Consider the following 15,173-nt stretch of genomic DNA (forward strand, 5'->3'; position numbering starts at 1 on the left):
ACTCGCACAATTTTGGTCTGAGATATGAAGGGTTTATATGAACGTCAGCGGGTGAGAATCCTGCTGGCGATACTCTTTGGTGCCTGCGGCACCCTGGCATTTTCCCCCTATGACTTCTGGCCTGCGGCCATTGTGTCGCTGTTTGGTCTGCTGCTGCTTACTCTTAACCGACGCCCTGGCCAATCCGCCATGCTGGGTTTCTTCTGGGGAATGGGGCTATTTGGCAGCGGCGTAAACTGGGTATATGTCAGCATTGCCACCTTCGGCGGGATGCCGGAAGCTATCAACCTCTTCCTGGTTGTGCTGTTAGCGGTTTACCTTTCGCTTTACACCATGCTATTTGGCGGCCTGCTCGCCAGGCTATGGCCAAAAACTACCTGGTGGAAACTTGCGCTGGCGGCCCCGGCTTTGTGGCAGGTCACCGAGTTCCTGCGCGGCTGGGTTTTAACCGGCTTCCCGTGGTTGCAGTTTGGCTATAGTCAGATTAACGGCCCTCTGAAAGGCCTCGCTCCGCTGGGCGGCGTAGAAAGCATCACCTTTGTACTGATGTCTCTTAGCGGTTTGCTGGTTTATGCAGTGCATCAGCGCAAGGCCATTCCTGCGGTAATAGCGCTAGCAATGCTGCTGTTGCCGTGGCCGCTGACCAAAGTTCACTGGTTCACGCCACAGCCCGATAAAACCCTGGATGTCGCAATGGTGCAGGGTAATATTCCGCAATCGATGAAATGGGATCCAAAAGCTCTGATATCAACGTTGCAGACGTATCTTGATGAGACTCGCCCTTACTTAGGCAAGGCAAAGCTTATTATCTGGCCTGAATCTGCTATCCCGGATATCGAATCGGATCAGCAGCAGTTCTTAACCATGATGGATGACTTGGCCCGTTCGCATCACAGCAATCTGATTACCGGTATTGTGGACTATCAGCGTACCGAGAGCGGCGAGAAGACTTACAACAGCGTGATTGCATTGGGCGAGCCGGAACAGTATCGCTATCCTGATCCTAACCGTTACAACAAGTATCACCTGGTGCCGTTTGGCGAGTATGTCCCGATGGAAAGCCTGTTACGCCCGCTGTCAGGCGTCTTTGATCTGCCGATGTCGTCATTTAGTCGCGGTAATTATATCCAGCCACCGCTGCACGTAGCCGGGCTAAATATCACCACCGCAATTTGCTATGAAATTGTTGAGGGTGAACAGGTGCGGGAGAACTTCCATCCGGAAACCAACCTGTTGCTGACCGTTTCCAATGATGCCTGGTTTGGTCATTCAATCGGTCCGTGGCAGCATTTCCAAATGGCACGCATGCGTGCAGTGGAGCTGGGTCGCCCGCTGCTGCGTAGCACCAACAATGGTGTTACAGCCGCAGTTGATGCCGAAGGTAACGTAATTGCCGAAATTCCACAGTTCACTCGCCAGGTGCTTGAAGTCAAAGTCACGCCAACGCAGGGAATAACTCCTTATGCTCGCGTCGGGTCTTGGCCGGTGTGGATTTTAACCCTGCTGTTTGCGGCTGCCACCGCGGTGCTGGGTCGACGTAAAAGCTAATTCAACTTTGCTATTCATTGCAATTTAACCAGGCAGGGACACTTAACGGTGTCTCTGCCTGTTTTCAGTGCAGCCTATTTTTGCTCCCTCGCTTTAAGCTACCGTTTTACCTTTAAATTCTCACTTACATTCACCGTGCTTACCGGGCAAAGCTGACTATAAATTCGTCTAATACTTTCAACTGGCATGCATCTTGCTACATCTTGTTGAAAGATATCTTATTTATAAACTTTTTTTCGCTGATCGCATCGTTTTGACACATTTTGTGCATTTAATAGTCACCACCACGGTGCAACAGGCTTTCATTGCTTGAATTTGGTGCGCGCTTCGTCTCAAAAAAGAAACATAACGATTTCACAATGTTCACATTACGCTATCTTCTCAGTGCAGAGATCGTAAGCAATGACGCAGCACTCTGATAAAAAGATTCTTAATTACCGTCGGATTCATCTTTGATCCTGTTAAAAGGATCCATCACTAAGCAAAGGAGTTGGACCATGCAAATGCGCAAACTGGTGTTGTCGGTACTGCTGGCAAGTGTCGCCGCAAGTAGCCTAGCCCATGCCGAAGACCTGACTGGTACGCTAAAAAAAATTAAAGACAGCGGTTTGATCGTTGTCGGTCACCGCGAATCATCGATTCCCTTCTCTTATTACAACAACGAACAGAAAGTGGTGGGATATTCGCAGGACTTCTCAAATGCCATTGTTGATGCCATCAAGAAGAAACTCGATGCGCCAAATCTACAGGTGAAGATGTTGCCAATCACCTCACAGAACCGTATTCCGCTGTTGCAAAACGGCACCTATGACTTTGAGTGTGGTTCAACCACCAATAACCTCGAGCGTCAGAAGCAGGCGGCGTTCTCTGACACCATTTTCGTGATCGGCACCCGTTTGCTGGTCAAGAAAGGTTCTCCTATCAAAGACTTCGACGATCTGAAAGGCAAGACCGTTGTTGTTACTTCCGGCACCACTTCTGAAGTTCTGATTAACAAGCTGAACGACGAGAAGAAAATGGGCATGAAAATCATCAGCACCAAAGACCACGGTGACTCATTCCGCACGCTGGAAACGGGTCGTGCTGCGGCCTTTATGCTTGACGATGCCCTGCTGGCCGGCGAACGTGCCAAAGCCAAGCAGCCTGATGACTGGGTAATTCTGGGTACGCCACAGTCGAAAGAAGCCTACGGCTGTATGCTGCGCAAAGACGATCCAGAGTTCAAGAAACTGGTTGATGACACCGTGGTGCAGGCCGAAAACTCAGGTCAGGCCTCAAAATGGTTTGAAACCTGGTTCAAAAAGCCTATTCCACCAAAAAATCTGAACATGAACTTCGAACTGTCCGATGACATGAAAGCCTTGTTCAAAGCGCCAAACGATAAAGCGCTTTAATAGATACAACAGTGTTCGACGTGCAGACAGGCACAGGAACCTGCGAAAGCAGGAGGAATGCGGGGTGGTCGTTCCCCACCCCGCCATTCTTTATAACAAGCAATACTCATCTGCTAACGTCATCACTTGCCAAGGCAATACATAATTGGAGTTTTTTATGTCTTCAGGCTGGAATTGGGGCATCTTTCTTGAACAAGCCCCCTTTGGAAACACCACATATCTCGGCTGGATCTGGTCTGGTTTTCAGGTCACCGTAGCGCTGTCAGTCTGCGCCTGGGTTATCGCTTTTATCGTCGGCTCGGTATTTGGCATCCTGCGTACCGTGCCTAACCGCTTTCTTTCCACCCTCGGCACCTGTTACGTAGAGTTATTCCGTAACGTCCCGCTGATCGTGCAATTCTTCATCTGGTATCTGGTGGTGCCCGAGCTGCTGCCCGAAAATATTGGAATGTGGTTCAAGCAGGATTTGGACCCCAACGTGCAGTTCTTCGTCTCATCAATGGTTTGCCTCGGCCTGTTTACCGCGGCCCGCGTTTGCGAGCAAGTGCGTGCCGCGATCCAGTCTTTACCAAGAGGCCAGCAGGCTGCTGGCCTGGCGATGGGGCTGACGCTGCCGCAAACTTATCGCTACGTGCTGTTGCCCAACGCCTATCGAGTCATTGTTCCGCCATTGACCTCCGAAATGCTGAACCTGGTAAAAAACTCGGCCATTGCCTCCACTATCGGACTGGTTGATATGGCGGCACAGGCTGGCAAACTGCTGGATTACTCGGCCCATGCCTATGAATCTTTCGCCGCTATCACGCTGGCTTACGTCCTCATCAATGCGGTTATTATGCTGATCATGCAACAGGTTGAGCGCAAGATCCGCCTGCCGGGCAATGTGGGGAGTAAATAATTTATGTATCAATTCGACTGGAGTTCGGTGGTCCCAAGCCTGCCCTACCTGATGCAGGGTATGGTGATTACCGTCAAGATTACGGCGATTGCTATCGTCTTCGGCATTCTGTGGGGTACCGTTTTAGCGGTAATGCGTCTGTCGTCTTTCAAGCCAATAAGCTGGTTTGCAAGAATTTACGTTAACCTTTTCCGCGCCGTTCCGCTGGTGATGGTGCTGTTGTGGTTTTATCTGGTGGTGCCAAACTTCCTGCAACAGGTGCTTGGGTTGTCGCCAAAAACGGATATTCGCCTGATTTCGGCAATGATCGCTTTCGCACTGTTTGAAGCAGCCTATTATTCGGAAATTATTCGCGCCGGTATTCAAAGTATCGCTCGCGGGCAATCTTCCGCCGCGCTGGCGCTGGGCATGACCCATTGGCAATCGATGCAGCTGATTATTCTGCCACAGGCTTTCCGCGCCATGGTGCCGCTGCTGCTGACTCAGGCGATCGTTTTATTCCAGGATACCTCTCTGGTGTATGTTCTCAGTCTTGCGGACTTCTTCCGCACGGCAACCAACATTGGCGAGCGTGACGGAACACAGGTCGAAATGATCCTGTTTGCCGGTTTTGTCTATTTTGTTATCAGCCTCTCTGCTTCGTTGCTGGTGAGCTATTTGAAGAAAAGGACCCTTTCATGATTTCGCTGAAAAATGTCTCTAAATGGTACGGTCATTTCCAGGTACTGACCGAATGCAGCACCGAAGTTAAGAAAGGTGAAGTTGTCGTCGTTTGCGGTCCTTCCGGTTCGGGTAAATCGACGCTTATCAAAACCGTCAACGGATTGGAGCCGGTGCAAAAAGGCCAGATTTTGGTCAACGGTACACCGGTAAATGACAAAAAAACCAATCTGGCGCAGCTGCGTGCCAAAGTCGGAATGGTATTCCAGCATTTCGAGCTGTTTCCTCATTTGTCGATTGTCGAAAACCTGACGCTGGCGCAGGTCAAAGTGCTCAAGCGCGACAAGGCGGCTGCCAAAGAGAAAGGTTTGAAACTGCTTGAACGCGTTGGCCTGTCGGCTCACGCCCATAAGTTTCCTGGTCAGCTTTCCGGTGGCCAACAGCAGCGTGTGGCTATCGCCCGCGCGCTGTGTATGGACCCTATTGCCATGCTGTTTGATGAACCGACTTCGGCACTGGATCCAGAAATGATCAACGAAGTGCTCGACGTTATGGTTGAGTTGGCCAATGAAGGCATGACGATGATGGTGGTAACCCACGAGATGGGCTTTGCTCGTAAAGTGGCCAACCGAGTGATCTTTATGGACGAAGGCAAAATTGTTGAGGATCGCAATAAAGACGACTTCTTCAACAATCCTGAATCTGAGCGCGCGCGGGACTTCCTGGCAAAGATCCTGCACTAATATCTAAATGCATTAAAGTTACAGCAGAAGCATATAACACAGCGCTTGCTCCAAAAATCTCCAAAGTTATTGGCGCTACAGCAAGGCGGAAAGCTTGATAATCCCCAGGAGCTTACATAAGTAAGTCACTGGGGTGAGCGGGAGTATCCAACGCGGCTGTAGCGTCAATTACGAAGGATATTTTAAGGTTCGAATGGTCTGCGGGAAAACTCGTCATTCCCGCATTCCGGGCATTTGCTAAGTATTTCTGGAGTGTAAACGGCCAGATGGAAGTGACATTTCTCGCAGATTAATTCCCCCAGCCCGACCACTTCTCCGCTGTGATATACGCCATGATGGTTGACGTCCTTGAACACCTCTTTCCATTCAAGCTGGGTTCTGTCGGTAATATCGGCCAGTTCGCGCCATAGACTTTCCTTGATGACCCGCAGAAAAACGCTGTCGTTCTCTTCACTTTGTTGCACTGAGGCTAACGGCGCAGCACGACGACTGGGTGCATATTCGCCATAGATGCGGGCAAACTCTTGCAGATCGCGCCGTGCTGACAGAGTCAGGCGGTCAATTTCTACCGATGACAGTTTGTCCTCGTTAATCAGACTTTCTCGCGCATCACGCACTAACAGGTCAATATCGCGCTCCCCGCCCCGCAGGCGTTCAGTCAATGATGCCATTAGTTGGCGATAGTCCTGTTGTTCAGTAGTCATAGCTTCTCCTTTGAGTGCGGCTTAACGCGTACCGTTTTGTTGCACACACATACTTTTAATGCTCATAAAACGGTTTGTGGCTCAAAACAATGCTTTCACTTTGAACCTCATCAATTTATTTTAGTCGTGAATAACTGAATCAGGCGGAGGCAGAGCACAGTTTCCGTTTTGTCCTAAAAATAAATCCCGACAGATCAGGATAAAAAGTCTCTGGCACAACGCTTGGTGTTGTTGCCGTTGCCGCTTATCAGCTATGCTATGCGGATCTGTTTGAAACTTTTGTTATTAACGCATCATTTGTTAATTGATTAACGAAATAGGGCTACGGATGTAGCTGTTTTTCACTCACAGGACCATCGGCCGCCATGCAAGAGCAATACCGTCCAGAAGATATAGAGTCACAGGTTCAACTTCACTGGCAAGAGAAGCAGACCTTCAAAGTTACCGAGCAGCCAGGCAAAGAGAAATACTACTGCCTCTCCATGTTGCCTTATCCATCAGGCCGTCTACACATGGGCCACGTGCGTAACTACACCATCGGTGACGTGATTTCCCGTTATCAGCGCATGCTTGGTAAAAACGTTCTACAGCCGATCGGCTGGGACGCATTTGGTCTGCCTGCTGAAGGCGCAGCCGTTAAAAACAATACGGCACCCGCTCCGTGGACTTACGAAAACATCGAATACATGAAGAACCAGCTTAAACTGCTGGGCTTCGGCTATGACTGGGATCGCGAACTGGCGACCTGTCAGCCAGAATATTATCGCTGGGAACAGTGGTTTTTCACCAAGCTTTACGAGAAAGGTCTGGTTTATAAAAAGACCTCGGCGGTTAACTGGTGCCCGCACGACCTGACCGTTCTGGCTAACGAACAGGTTATTGACGGCTGCTGCTGGCGCTGTGATACCAAGGTGGAACGCAAAGAGATCCCACAGTGGTTTATCAAAATCACCGCTTATGCCGACCAACTGCTGAACGATCTGGATACGCTTGAGAGCTGGCCTGAACAGGTCAAAACCATGCAGCGTAACTGGATTGGCCGCTCCGAAGGCGTCGAAATCACTTTCGACGTTGAGAACAGCGATGAAAAACTCACCGTTTACACCACGCGTCCTGACACCTTTATGGGTGCCACTTACGCAGCCGTTGCGGCGGGTCATCCTTTGTCATTGCAGGCAGCGGCTTCACAGCCAGCGCTGGCCGACTTTATCGATGAATGCCGTAATACCAAGGTAGCCGAAGCAGAAATGGCGACCATGGAGAAAAAAGGCATGCCAACGGGCCTGTTCGCCGTGCATCCGCTGACTGGCAAAAATATCCCAATCTGGGTCGCCAACTTCGTATTGATGGAATACGGCACCGGCGCGGTCATGGCCGTTCCTGGCCACGATGCACGCGACTGGGAATTTGCTACCAAATACAATCTGCCGATCGAAGCTGTGATTCTGAACGCCGATGGCAGCGTGCCTGATGTTCAGGCTGAAGTCATGACCGAGAAAGGCGTGCTGTGTAATTCCGGCGAGTTTGACGGCCTGGACCACGAACAAGGCTTCAACGCCATTGCCGACAAGCTGGTTAGCCTGGGCGTCGGTGAGCGTAAAGTTAACTATCGCCTGCGCGATTGGGGTGTTTCACGCCAGCGTTACTGGGGCGCGCCAATCCCGATGATCACACTGGAAGACGGTACCGTTATTCCAACGCCAGAAGATCAGCTGCCGGTTATTCTACCGGAAGACGTCGTTATGGACGGCATCACCAGCCCGATCAAAGCCGATCCCGAGTGGGCAAAAACCACCGTTAATGGCATGCCTGGCCTGCGTGAAACCGATACCTTCGATACCTTTATGGAATCGTCGTGGTACTACGCACGTTACACTTGCCCAGACTACGACCAAGGCATGCTGGACCCGGCCGCGGCCAATTACTGGCTGCCGGTTGACCAATACGTTGGCGGTATTGAACACGCCATCATGCACCTGATGTACTTCCGCTTCTTCCACAAGCTGATGCGCGATGCTGGCCTGGTAACGTCCGACGAGCCTGCCAAACGCCTGCTGTGTCAGGGCATGGTACTGGCTGATGCCTTCTACTATCTCAACGAAGGTGGCGCACGCGTTTGGGTTTCCCCAATCGATGCTACCCTTGAGCGTGACGAGAAAGGCCGTATCGTTAAAGCCACCGACCCTGAAGGGCGCGAGCTGGTGTACGCGGGCATGAGCAAAATGTCCAAGTCCAAAAATAACGGTATCGACCCGCAGGTCATGGTACAGAAATACGGTGCTGATACCGTACGTCTGTTCATGATGTTTGCTTCTCCGGCAGAAATGACGCTGGAATGGCAAGAGTCTGGCGTTGAAGGGGCTAACCGCTTCCTGAAACGTGTGTGGAAACTGGCTTACGAGCACAGCGAAAAAGGCGCAGCACCGGCTCTGGATGTTGCCTCTCTGACCGCTGAGCAAAAAGACCTGCGTCGCGATCTGCACAAAACCATTGCTAAAGTGACCGATGATGTCGGCCGTCGTCAGACTTTCAACACTGCTATTGCGGCAATTATGGAGCTGATGAACAAAATGGGCCGTGCGCCTCAGGAAACTTCCCAGGATCGCGCGCTGATTCAAGAAGCCCTGCTGGCCGTGGTTCGCCTGCTTTATCCATTCACTCCGCACGTGTGCTTCAGCCTGTGGCAGATTCTGGGTGGCGAAGGTGATGTCGATACCGCGCCATGGCCGCTGGCAGATGAAAAAGCCATGGTCGAAGACTCTAAACTGGTAGTTGTGCAGGTAAATGGTAAAGTACGTGCCAAGATAACCGTTGCCGCAGACGCGACAGAAGAACAGGTTCGCGAATTGGCGGCACAAGAGTATCTGGTCGCAAAATATCTGGATGGGGTTACAGTCCGCAAGGTAATCTACGTGCCAGGCAAGCTGCTTAATCTGGTAGTGGGTTAAGCCAAGGAGGCTTTTTTTGCGAGAAAATATTATGCGACATCGTATTTTGATGCTGTTGTTAGGCGCTATCGTTCTGGTAACTTCGGGCTGTGGTTTTCACCTGCGCGGTTCTGGTAACGTACCTGATGAGCTTAAAACCATTACGCTCAACAGCTATGACCCGTATGGCCCGCTTACACGTGAAATTCGCAATCAGTTAAGACTGAGCGACGTCACGGTAGTTGAACCAACGGCTTCTACGAAGAAAAGCCTCCCTGAGCTGCGTATTGTAGGCGCGTCGGAGAGTCAGGTAACGGCATCGATATTTGAAGACGGTAAAACGGCTGAATACTCGAAACAGATGGTCGTCAGGGCTCAGGTTGTGATGCCGGGTAGAGATATTTATCCGATTAGCGTAACCGTTTACCGCGCGTTCTTTGATAACCCATTGGCAGCGTTAGCAAAAGATGCCGAGCAGGATATCATCGACAAGGAAATGCGCGAGCAGGCTTCCGAGCAATTGATTCGTAAATTCCTGACGGTTCACGCCGCCGAGATGTCGAAAAAAGCGCAGGTTAGCGAGAAGCCTGAAGTGATCAGTATTGGAAAAGCCCCTGCGGCCAGCACTACTGCTCAATGATTCGTATTTACCCTGAACAACTTGCCGCGCAGCTCCGAGAGGGGCTGCGCGCTTGTTATCTGCTTTGTGGCAACGATCCCCTTCTGTTGCAGGAGAGCCAGGACGCTGTGCGTCAGGCCGCAAATGCTGCAGAATTTAACGAACATTTCAGCTTTATCCTCGATGCCCATACTGAATGGGACACTATATTCAGCAGCTGTCAGGCGCTAAGCCTGTTTGCCAGTCGCCAGACCCTGACACTGCATCTCCCGGAAAACGGGCCAACCGCGCCCATCGCCGAACAGCTGAAAACGCTGGTCAGCCTGCTGCACGACGATATTCTGCTGATTCTACGGGCCAGTAAAATCACCAAAGCGCAGGAAAATGCCGCCTGGTTTAAAACGGTCAGCGATCGTACCGTTTTTGTCACCTGCCAGACTCCCGAACAGGCACAGTTGCCGCGCTGGGTCGCCAAACGCGCCAAGTCGCTGGATCTTGAGCTTGACGATCCGGCCAATCAGCTGCTGTGTTATTGCTATGAAGGTAACCTGCTGGCACTGGCGCAGTCGCTTGAACGATTGGCCCTGCTTTATCCTGATGGCAAACTGACGCTGCCCCGCGTGGAAGAGGCGGTCAACGACGCAGCACACTTCACGCCCTACCATTGGCTTGATGCCGTCCTGGCCGGTAAAAGCAAACGCGCCTGGCATATTTTGCGTCAGTTACAGCAAGAAGACAGCGAGCCGGTAATTTTACTGCGTACTCTGCAACGCGAATTGCTAATGCTGCTCAACCTGCGTCGTAAAATGGATGATCAGCCGCTGCGTAACCTTTTCGATCAGTACAAAGTGTGGCAAAACCGTCGTGCACTGGTTACTCAGGCGCTTCAACGTTTATCGTTGCAACAGCTCAACAAGGCCGTTCAATTGCTGACGCAAATGGAAATCCGCTTGAAACAGGACTATGGTCAATCGGTCTGGCCCGAACTTGAGAGCCTTTCAATGCTGCTGTGTGGAAAACCGCTTCCGCCGAGCTTTATTGATTCAGGAACCCTGTGATGACCCCCATTGATGGTGATAAAACTGAACTGATGGCGCTGTTTGGCGGCACCTTTGACCCCATTCATTACGGTCATTTACGACCAGTTGAACAGCTTGCCCATGAGATCCAGCTCGAAAAAGTGATTTTACTGCCTAATAACGTGCCGCCCCATCGCCCGCAACCCGAGGCAACTTCGGCGCAAAGGTTGAGAATGGCTCAACTGGCAGTTGAAGGTAACCCATTGTTTTCAGTGGATTCACGCGAGCTGCAGCGCGATACCCCTTCGTACACCATCGAAACTCTTGAAACGTTACGTAAAGAACATGGCACAAAACAGCCATTGGCGTTTATCATTGGTCAAGATTCATTACTTACGCTTTACAAATGGCACCGCTGGGAGTCTTTACTCGACGTGTGTCATCTGGCGGTTCTAGCTCGTCCGGGATATGCCAGCGAGCTGGAAACTCCAGAGTTACAGCGTTGGTACGATGCGCACAAAATAGAAGATGCCGGTCAGCTCAGGCAACGTCCTCATGGCTTTATTTATCAGGCCAATACTCCGCTGCTGGATATTTCTGCTACAGAAATTCGTCAGCGTCGTCACGAGGGCCGCGATTGCTCAGATTTACTTCCCTTCTCGGTTGAGCGCTATATCGAATCTCAGGGGCTGTATAGCGAACACTTTACGTCGTGAATAAATTACGCGTGTAAGCATCGCGTGTTATACTCCGCCGCTTCATTTTCGGTTCCAGAACTACTCAATATCCCCAGGGGGAATCTTTGCAAGGTAAAGCGCTCCAAGAATTCGTCATCGACAAAGTTGATGACCTAAAAGCCCAGGACATCGTAACTATCGATGTGGCTGGCAAATCAAGCATCACTGACTGCATGGTGATTTGTACCGGTACTTCAAGCCGCCACGTTGTTTCTATTGCCGGGCACCTGGTTGAAGAAGCAAAGGCCGCGGGCCTTGATGCGCACGGTATCAAAGGTATTAACGAAGCTGACTGGGTTGTCGTTGACCTGGGTGAAGTGATCGTTCACGTCATGCAAGAAGAAAGCCGCGTGCTGTACGAACTTGAGAAGCTTTGGGGTTAATTTGTGAAGCTGCAACTCGTCGCCGTAGGTACGAAAATGCCCGATTGGGTGCAGACTGGCTTCACCGATTATCTTCGTCGTTTCCCAAAAGACATGCCGTTTGAGCTGATTGAAGTGCCCGCGGGTAAACGCGGGAAAAACGCTGATATCAAACGCATTCTTGAAAAAGAAGGCGAGCAGATGCTGTCTGTGGTTGGAAAAGGCAATCGGATCGTTACGCTGGATATTCCCGGGACGCCCTGGGAAACGCCACAGTTGGCCCAACAGCTTGAGCGCTGGAAGCAGGATGGCAGAGATGTCAGTTTGCTGATTGGCGGTCCTGAAGGGCTGGCACCGGCATGTAAAGAGGCTGCGGTACAGAGCTGGTCGCTGTCTCCGCTCACGCTGCCACACCCGCTGGTTCGGGTTCTGGTAGCCGAAAGCCTTTATCGTGCCTGGAGTATTACCACTAATCATCCGTATCACCGCGAGTAAGCGGTTGGTCAATATCAGCAGCACAGTAAATTAAGTAGTGGGATGAAAATAGATCGTAACCCTTTTCGCGACTATACGGCTGAGTCAGCCCTGTTTGTGCGCCGTGCACTGGTGGCGCTTTTTGGCATTCTGCTACTTAGTAGCATACTGATTTACAATCTGTACACTATCCAGGTGGTGCGTTTTGAGGATTATCAAACGCGATCCAACGATAATCGCATCAAGCTGGTTCCCATTGCTCCCAGCCGTGGCATTATCTACGACAGAAACGGCACACCGCTGGCGTTAAACCGCACCATCTACCAACTTGAGATGATGCCGGAAAAGGTCGATGACATCAGAAATACGCTGATTGCGTTGACGGCGATTGTCGATCTCACCTCTGAAGATATTGATAACTTTTATAAAGAACGCAAGCGCGCTCGGCGCTTCACTTCGATCCCGGTTAAGGTCGGTTTGAACGAGGTGCAAGTGGCGCGTTTCGCCGTCAATCAATTCAAATTCCCCGGCGTTGAAGTCAAAGGCTATCAGCGCCGTTACTATCCCTATGGTTCTGCCCTGACACATGTGATTGGTTATGTTTCAAAAATTAACGATCGCGACGTTGAAAGGCTGGACAAAGACGGTATTCTTGCTAACTACGCCGCCACGCATGACATCGGCAAGCTCGGCATAGAACGCTATTACGAAAGCACGCTGCACGGTAAAACCGGCTATGCCGAGGTTGAAGTCAACAATCGCGGCCGAGTGATCCGGCAGCTACACGAAGCGCCACCGCAGGCCGGCAAAGACATTACGTTAACGCTGGACCTGCCGCTGCAGATGTATATCGAGCAGCTACTCAGTGGCAGCCGCGCGGCGGTAGTGGTGACCGATCCGCGAGATGCCAGCATTCGCGCACTGGTATCTAACCCGAGTTATGATCCGAACCTGTTTGTTGACGGCATTTCCAGCAAGGAATACAACACGTTGCTGAACGACCCGGATCGTCCGCTTATTAACCGGGCGACCCAGGGGCTTTATCCTCCGGCCTCGACGGTCAAGCCGTACATCGCCGTGTCGTCGCTCACAGCAGGGGTTATCAACAAAAATACTTCGCTGTTTGACCCCGGATGGTGGCAACTTCCCGGCTCGGACAAACGCTATCGTGACTGGAAACACTGGGGCCACGGCAGATTAAACGTCACCAAAGCGTTGGAAGAGTCTGCTGACACCTTCTTTTATCAGGTGGCCTACGACATGGGGATTGATCGCCTGTCGGAGTGGATGAGTAAGTTTGGTTACGGCGAATACACCGGTATCGATCTTTCAGAAGAGCGCAACGGCAATATGCCGACTCGCGAATGGAAACTGAAACGCTTTAAAAAGCCTTGGTATCAAGGCGATACCATCCCGGTGGGCATCGGTCAGGGTTACTGGACCGCCACGCCAATTCAGAATAACAAAGCGCTGACTACGCTTATCAACGACGGTAACGTTAAAACGCCGCACCTGTTGCTCAGTACCCAGGATGGCGCGACGAAAGTGCCTTACCAACAGCAGGAAGTGAAACAGATTGGTGATATTCACTCCGGTTACTGGGAACTGGCCAAAGACGGCATGTTCGGGGTGGCAAACCGTTCAAACGGCACGGCACGCAAATACTTTATGGATGCGCCATACAAAGCGGCGGCGAAATCCGGTACAGCACAGGTTTATGGCCTGAAAGCCAATGAGACCTATAACGCACATAAAATCGCAGAGCATCTGCGTGACCACAAGCTGATGAACGCTTTTGCGCCGTATAACAACCCTACCGTTGCCGTTAACGTAGTGTTGGAAAACGGCGGTATCGGACCAGCAGTGGGCACGATTACCCGGCAGATCCTCGACCATATCCTATTGGGCGATAATACGACGACATTACCGGCCGAAGCTCCTGCTCCGCCCGGCATCGAAGGTGATTAACGTAGAATGACTGAAAGCCAAAAACAAGGGTCGCTGTGGCACAAGATGCACATCGACATTACTATGCTGTTGATTGTACTGGCCTTGCTGGCCTATAGCGCTTTCGTTATCTGGAGCGCCAGCGGTCAGGACGTCGGCATGATGGAACGCAAACTTGCCCAGATTGCCGGGGGTCTGGTGATCATGCTGGTTATGGCGCAGGTTCCGCCTCGGGTTTATGAAAGCTGGGCGCCGTACCTGTATATTTTTTGCATCTTCCTGTTGGTATTGGTTGATGTCTTTGGACAGGTCAGTAAAGGCGCACAGCGCTGGCTGGATCTTGGCTTCGTGCGTTTCCAGCCCTCGGAGCTGGCTAAAATCGCCGTTCCGCTGATGGTGGCGCGCTTTATCAACCGTGATATCTGCCCGCCGTCGTTAAAAAATACCGCAATCGCGCTGGTGCTGGTGTTTGTTCCGACGCTGCTGGTTGCCGCACAGCCTGACCTCGGTACGGCGATACTGATTGCCGCATCCGGTATTTTCGTGCTGTTCCTGTCCGGCATGAGCTGGAAACTGATTGCCTGTGCTGCGGTATTGGTTGCCGCCTTTATTCCGATTCTATGGTTCTTCCTGATGCACGACTATCAGCGAGACCGCGTGATGATGCTGCTCAACCCGGAAAGTGACCCGCTCGGAGCCGGTTATCATATTATTCAGTCAAAAATTGCCATCGGTTCAGGCGGTTTTTCCGGTAAAGGTTGGCTGCACGGTACTCAGTCCCAGCTTGAGTTCCTGCCCGAACGCCACACCGACTTTATCTTCGCCGTATTGGCCGAGGAGCTAGGCCTGCAAGGCGTACTGGTGCTGCTGGCGCTCTATCTGGGCCTGATCACTCGTGGTCTGGTGATCGCCGCCAAAGCACAAACGACTTTCGGCCGAGTGATGTCGGGAGGGTTGATGCTGATATTCTTTGTTTATGTCTTCGTTAACATAGGCATGGTGAGTGGTATAGTGCCGGTAGTCGGGGTGCCTTTGCCTTTGGTAAGTTATGGTGGGTCAGCGCTAATCGTGCTAATGGCTGGGTTTGGTATCGTCATGTCGATACATACTCATCGAAAAATGTTATCAAAAAATCTATAGG

The 15,173-nt window shown here is 51.4% G+C and carries 14 protein-coding genes; 13 read left to right on the top strand and 1 reads right to left on the bottom strand.

What is annotated here, in order from left to right:
* The first annotated feature begins 24 nt into the window (after nt 1–24).
* From lnt to AB3G37_RS18870, 5 genes are all read left to right on the top strand, one after another.
* Entirely contained in the window at nt 25–1,548 is a 1,524-nt protein-coding gene (lnt, locus tag AB3G37_RS18850) for an apolipoprotein N-acyltransferase (RefSeq protein ID WP_369788769.1), read from the top strand.
* A 497-nt stretch (nt 1,549–2,045) separates the two neighbouring features.
* Entirely contained in the window at nt 2,046–2,942 is an 897-nt protein-coding gene (locus tag AB3G37_RS18855) for a glutamate/aspartate ABC transporter substrate-binding protein (protein WP_009636880.1), read from the top strand.
* Nucleotides 2,943–3,099: 157 nt separating this feature from the next.
* Nucleotides 3,100–3,840, top strand: coding sequence for an amino acid ABC transporter permease (locus AB3G37_RS18860; RefSeq protein WP_009636881.1), 741 nt, complete (start codon nt 3,100–3,102; stop codon nt 3,838–3,840).
* Nucleotides 3,841–3,843: 3 nt separating this feature from the next.
* Entirely contained in the window at nt 3,844–4,521 is a 678-nt protein-coding gene (gene gltK, locus AB3G37_RS18865; RefSeq protein WP_009636882.1) for a glutamate/aspartate ABC transporter permease GltK, read from the top strand.
* Entirely contained in the window at nt 4,518–5,243 is a 726-nt protein-coding gene (locus tag AB3G37_RS18870) for an amino acid ABC transporter ATP-binding protein (protein ID WP_009636883.1), read from the top strand. Before gltK ends, AB3G37_RS18870 begins: the two co-directional genes overlap by 4 nt.
* Nucleotides 5,244–5,425: 182 nt before the next feature.
* Here the strand turns inward: AB3G37_RS18870 and AB3G37_RS18875 are convergent, their stop codons facing one another.
* Complete coding sequence (locus tag AB3G37_RS18875) at nt 5,426–5,947, bottom strand: zinc ribbon-containing protein (protein ID WP_369788770.1); 522 nt, start codon at nt 5,945–5,947, stop codon at nt 5,426–5,428.
* A 365-nt stretch (nt 5,948–6,312) separates the two neighbouring features.
* On the opposite strand from AB3G37_RS18875, the gene leuS reads away from it, so the two are divergent.
* From leuS to mrdB, 8 genes are all read left to right on the top strand, one after another.
* Complete coding sequence (leuS, locus tag AB3G37_RS18880) at nt 6,313–8,895, top strand: leucine--tRNA ligase (protein ID WP_009636885.1); 2,583 nt, start codon at nt 6,313–6,315, stop codon at nt 8,893–8,895.
* Between the two features lie 31 nt (nt 8,896–8,926).
* Nucleotides 8,927–9,514, top strand: a complete 588-nt coding sequence (gene lptE / locus AB3G37_RS18885) for an LPS assembly lipoprotein LptE (RefSeq protein WP_369788771.1) — start codon at nt 8,927–8,929, stop codon at nt 9,512–9,514.
* Nucleotides 9,511–10,551, top strand: coding sequence for a DNA polymerase III subunit delta (holA, locus tag AB3G37_RS18890; protein ID WP_369788772.1), 1,041 nt, complete (start codon nt 9,511–9,513; stop codon nt 10,549–10,551). Before lptE ends, holA begins: the two co-directional genes overlap by 4 nt.
* Nucleotides 10,551–11,228, top strand: a complete 678-nt coding sequence (gene nadD, locus AB3G37_RS18895) for a nicotinate-nucleotide adenylyltransferase (protein ID WP_369788773.1) — start codon at nt 10,551–10,553, stop codon at nt 11,226–11,228. The genes holA and nadD overlap by 1 nt, the downstream gene beginning before the upstream one ends.
* Before the next feature lie 86 nt (nt 11,229–11,314).
* The gene (gene rsfS, locus AB3G37_RS18900; RefSeq protein WP_009636889.1) at nt 11,315–11,632 is read left to right on the top strand and encodes a ribosome silencing factor; all 318 of its coding nucleotides are present in this window, start codon (nt 11,315–11,317) and stop codon (nt 11,630–11,632) included.
* Nucleotides 11,633–11,635: 3 nt separating this feature from the next.
* A complete protein-coding gene (gene rlmH / locus AB3G37_RS18905; protein WP_009636890.1) occupies nt 11,636–12,106 on the top strand; it encodes a 23S rRNA (pseudouridine(1915)-N(3))-methyltransferase RlmH in 471 nt (156 codons plus the stop codon).
* A gap of 42 nt (nt 12,107–12,148) precedes the next feature.
* Nucleotides 12,149–14,053, top strand: a complete 1,905-nt coding sequence (gene mrdA, locus AB3G37_RS18910; RefSeq protein WP_369788774.1) for a peptidoglycan DD-transpeptidase MrdA — start codon at nt 12,149–12,151, stop codon at nt 14,051–14,053.
* Between the two features lie 6 nt (nt 14,054–14,059).
* The gene (gene mrdB / locus AB3G37_RS18915) at nt 14,060–15,172 is read left to right on the top strand and encodes a peptidoglycan glycosyltransferase MrdB (protein ID WP_369788775.1); all 1,113 of its coding nucleotides are present in this window, start codon (nt 14,060–14,062) and stop codon (nt 15,170–15,172) included.
* Nucleotide 15,173: the final 1 nt, after the last annotated feature.

Source organism: Rouxiella sp. WC2420 (genome assembly GCF_041200025.1).
In the GTDB taxonomy this organism is placed as follows: Bacteria; Pseudomonadota; Gammaproteobacteria; order Enterobacterales; family Enterobacteriaceae; genus Rouxiella.

Coding starts and splice junctions, on each gene's coding strand:
- AB3G37_RS18875 (WP_369788770.1), bottom strand. CDS start 5,947: ATGACTACTGAACAACAGGACTATCGCCAACTAATGGCATCATTGACT.
- AB3G37_RS18855 (WP_009636880.1), top strand. CDS start 2,046: ATGCAAATGCGCAAACTGGTGTTGTCGGTACTGCTGGCAAGTGTCGCC.
- gltK (WP_009636882.1), top strand. CDS start 3,844: ATGTATCAATTCGACTGGAGTTCGGTGGTCCCAAGCCTGCCCTACCTG.
- lptE (WP_369788771.1), top strand. CDS start 8,927: ATGCGACATCGTATTTTGATGCTGTTGTTAGGCGCTATCGTTCTGGTA.
- lnt (WP_369788769.1), top strand. CDS start 25: ATGAAGGGTTTATATGAACGTCAGCGGGTGAGAATCCTGCTGGCGATA.
- mrdA (WP_369788774.1), top strand. CDS start 12,149: ATGAAAATAGATCGTAACCCTTTTCGCGACTATACGGCTGAGTCAGCC.
- nadD (WP_369788773.1), top strand. CDS start 10,551: ATGACCCCCATTGATGGTGATAAAACTGAACTGATGGCGCTGTTTGGC.
- holA (WP_369788772.1), top strand. CDS start 9,511: ATGATTCGTATTTACCCTGAACAACTTGCCGCGCAGCTCCGAGAGGGG.
- AB3G37_RS18860 (WP_009636881.1), top strand. CDS start 3,100: ATGTCTTCAGGCTGGAATTGGGGCATCTTTCTTGAACAAGCCCCCTTT.
- leuS (WP_009636885.1), top strand. CDS start 6,313: ATGCAAGAGCAATACCGTCCAGAAGATATAGAGTCACAGGTTCAACTT.
- mrdB (WP_369788775.1), top strand. CDS start 14,060: ATGACTGAAAGCCAAAAACAAGGGTCGCTGTGGCACAAGATGCACATC.
- AB3G37_RS18870 (WP_009636883.1), top strand. CDS start 4,518: ATGATTTCGCTGAAAAATGTCTCTAAATGGTACGGTCATTTCCAGGTA.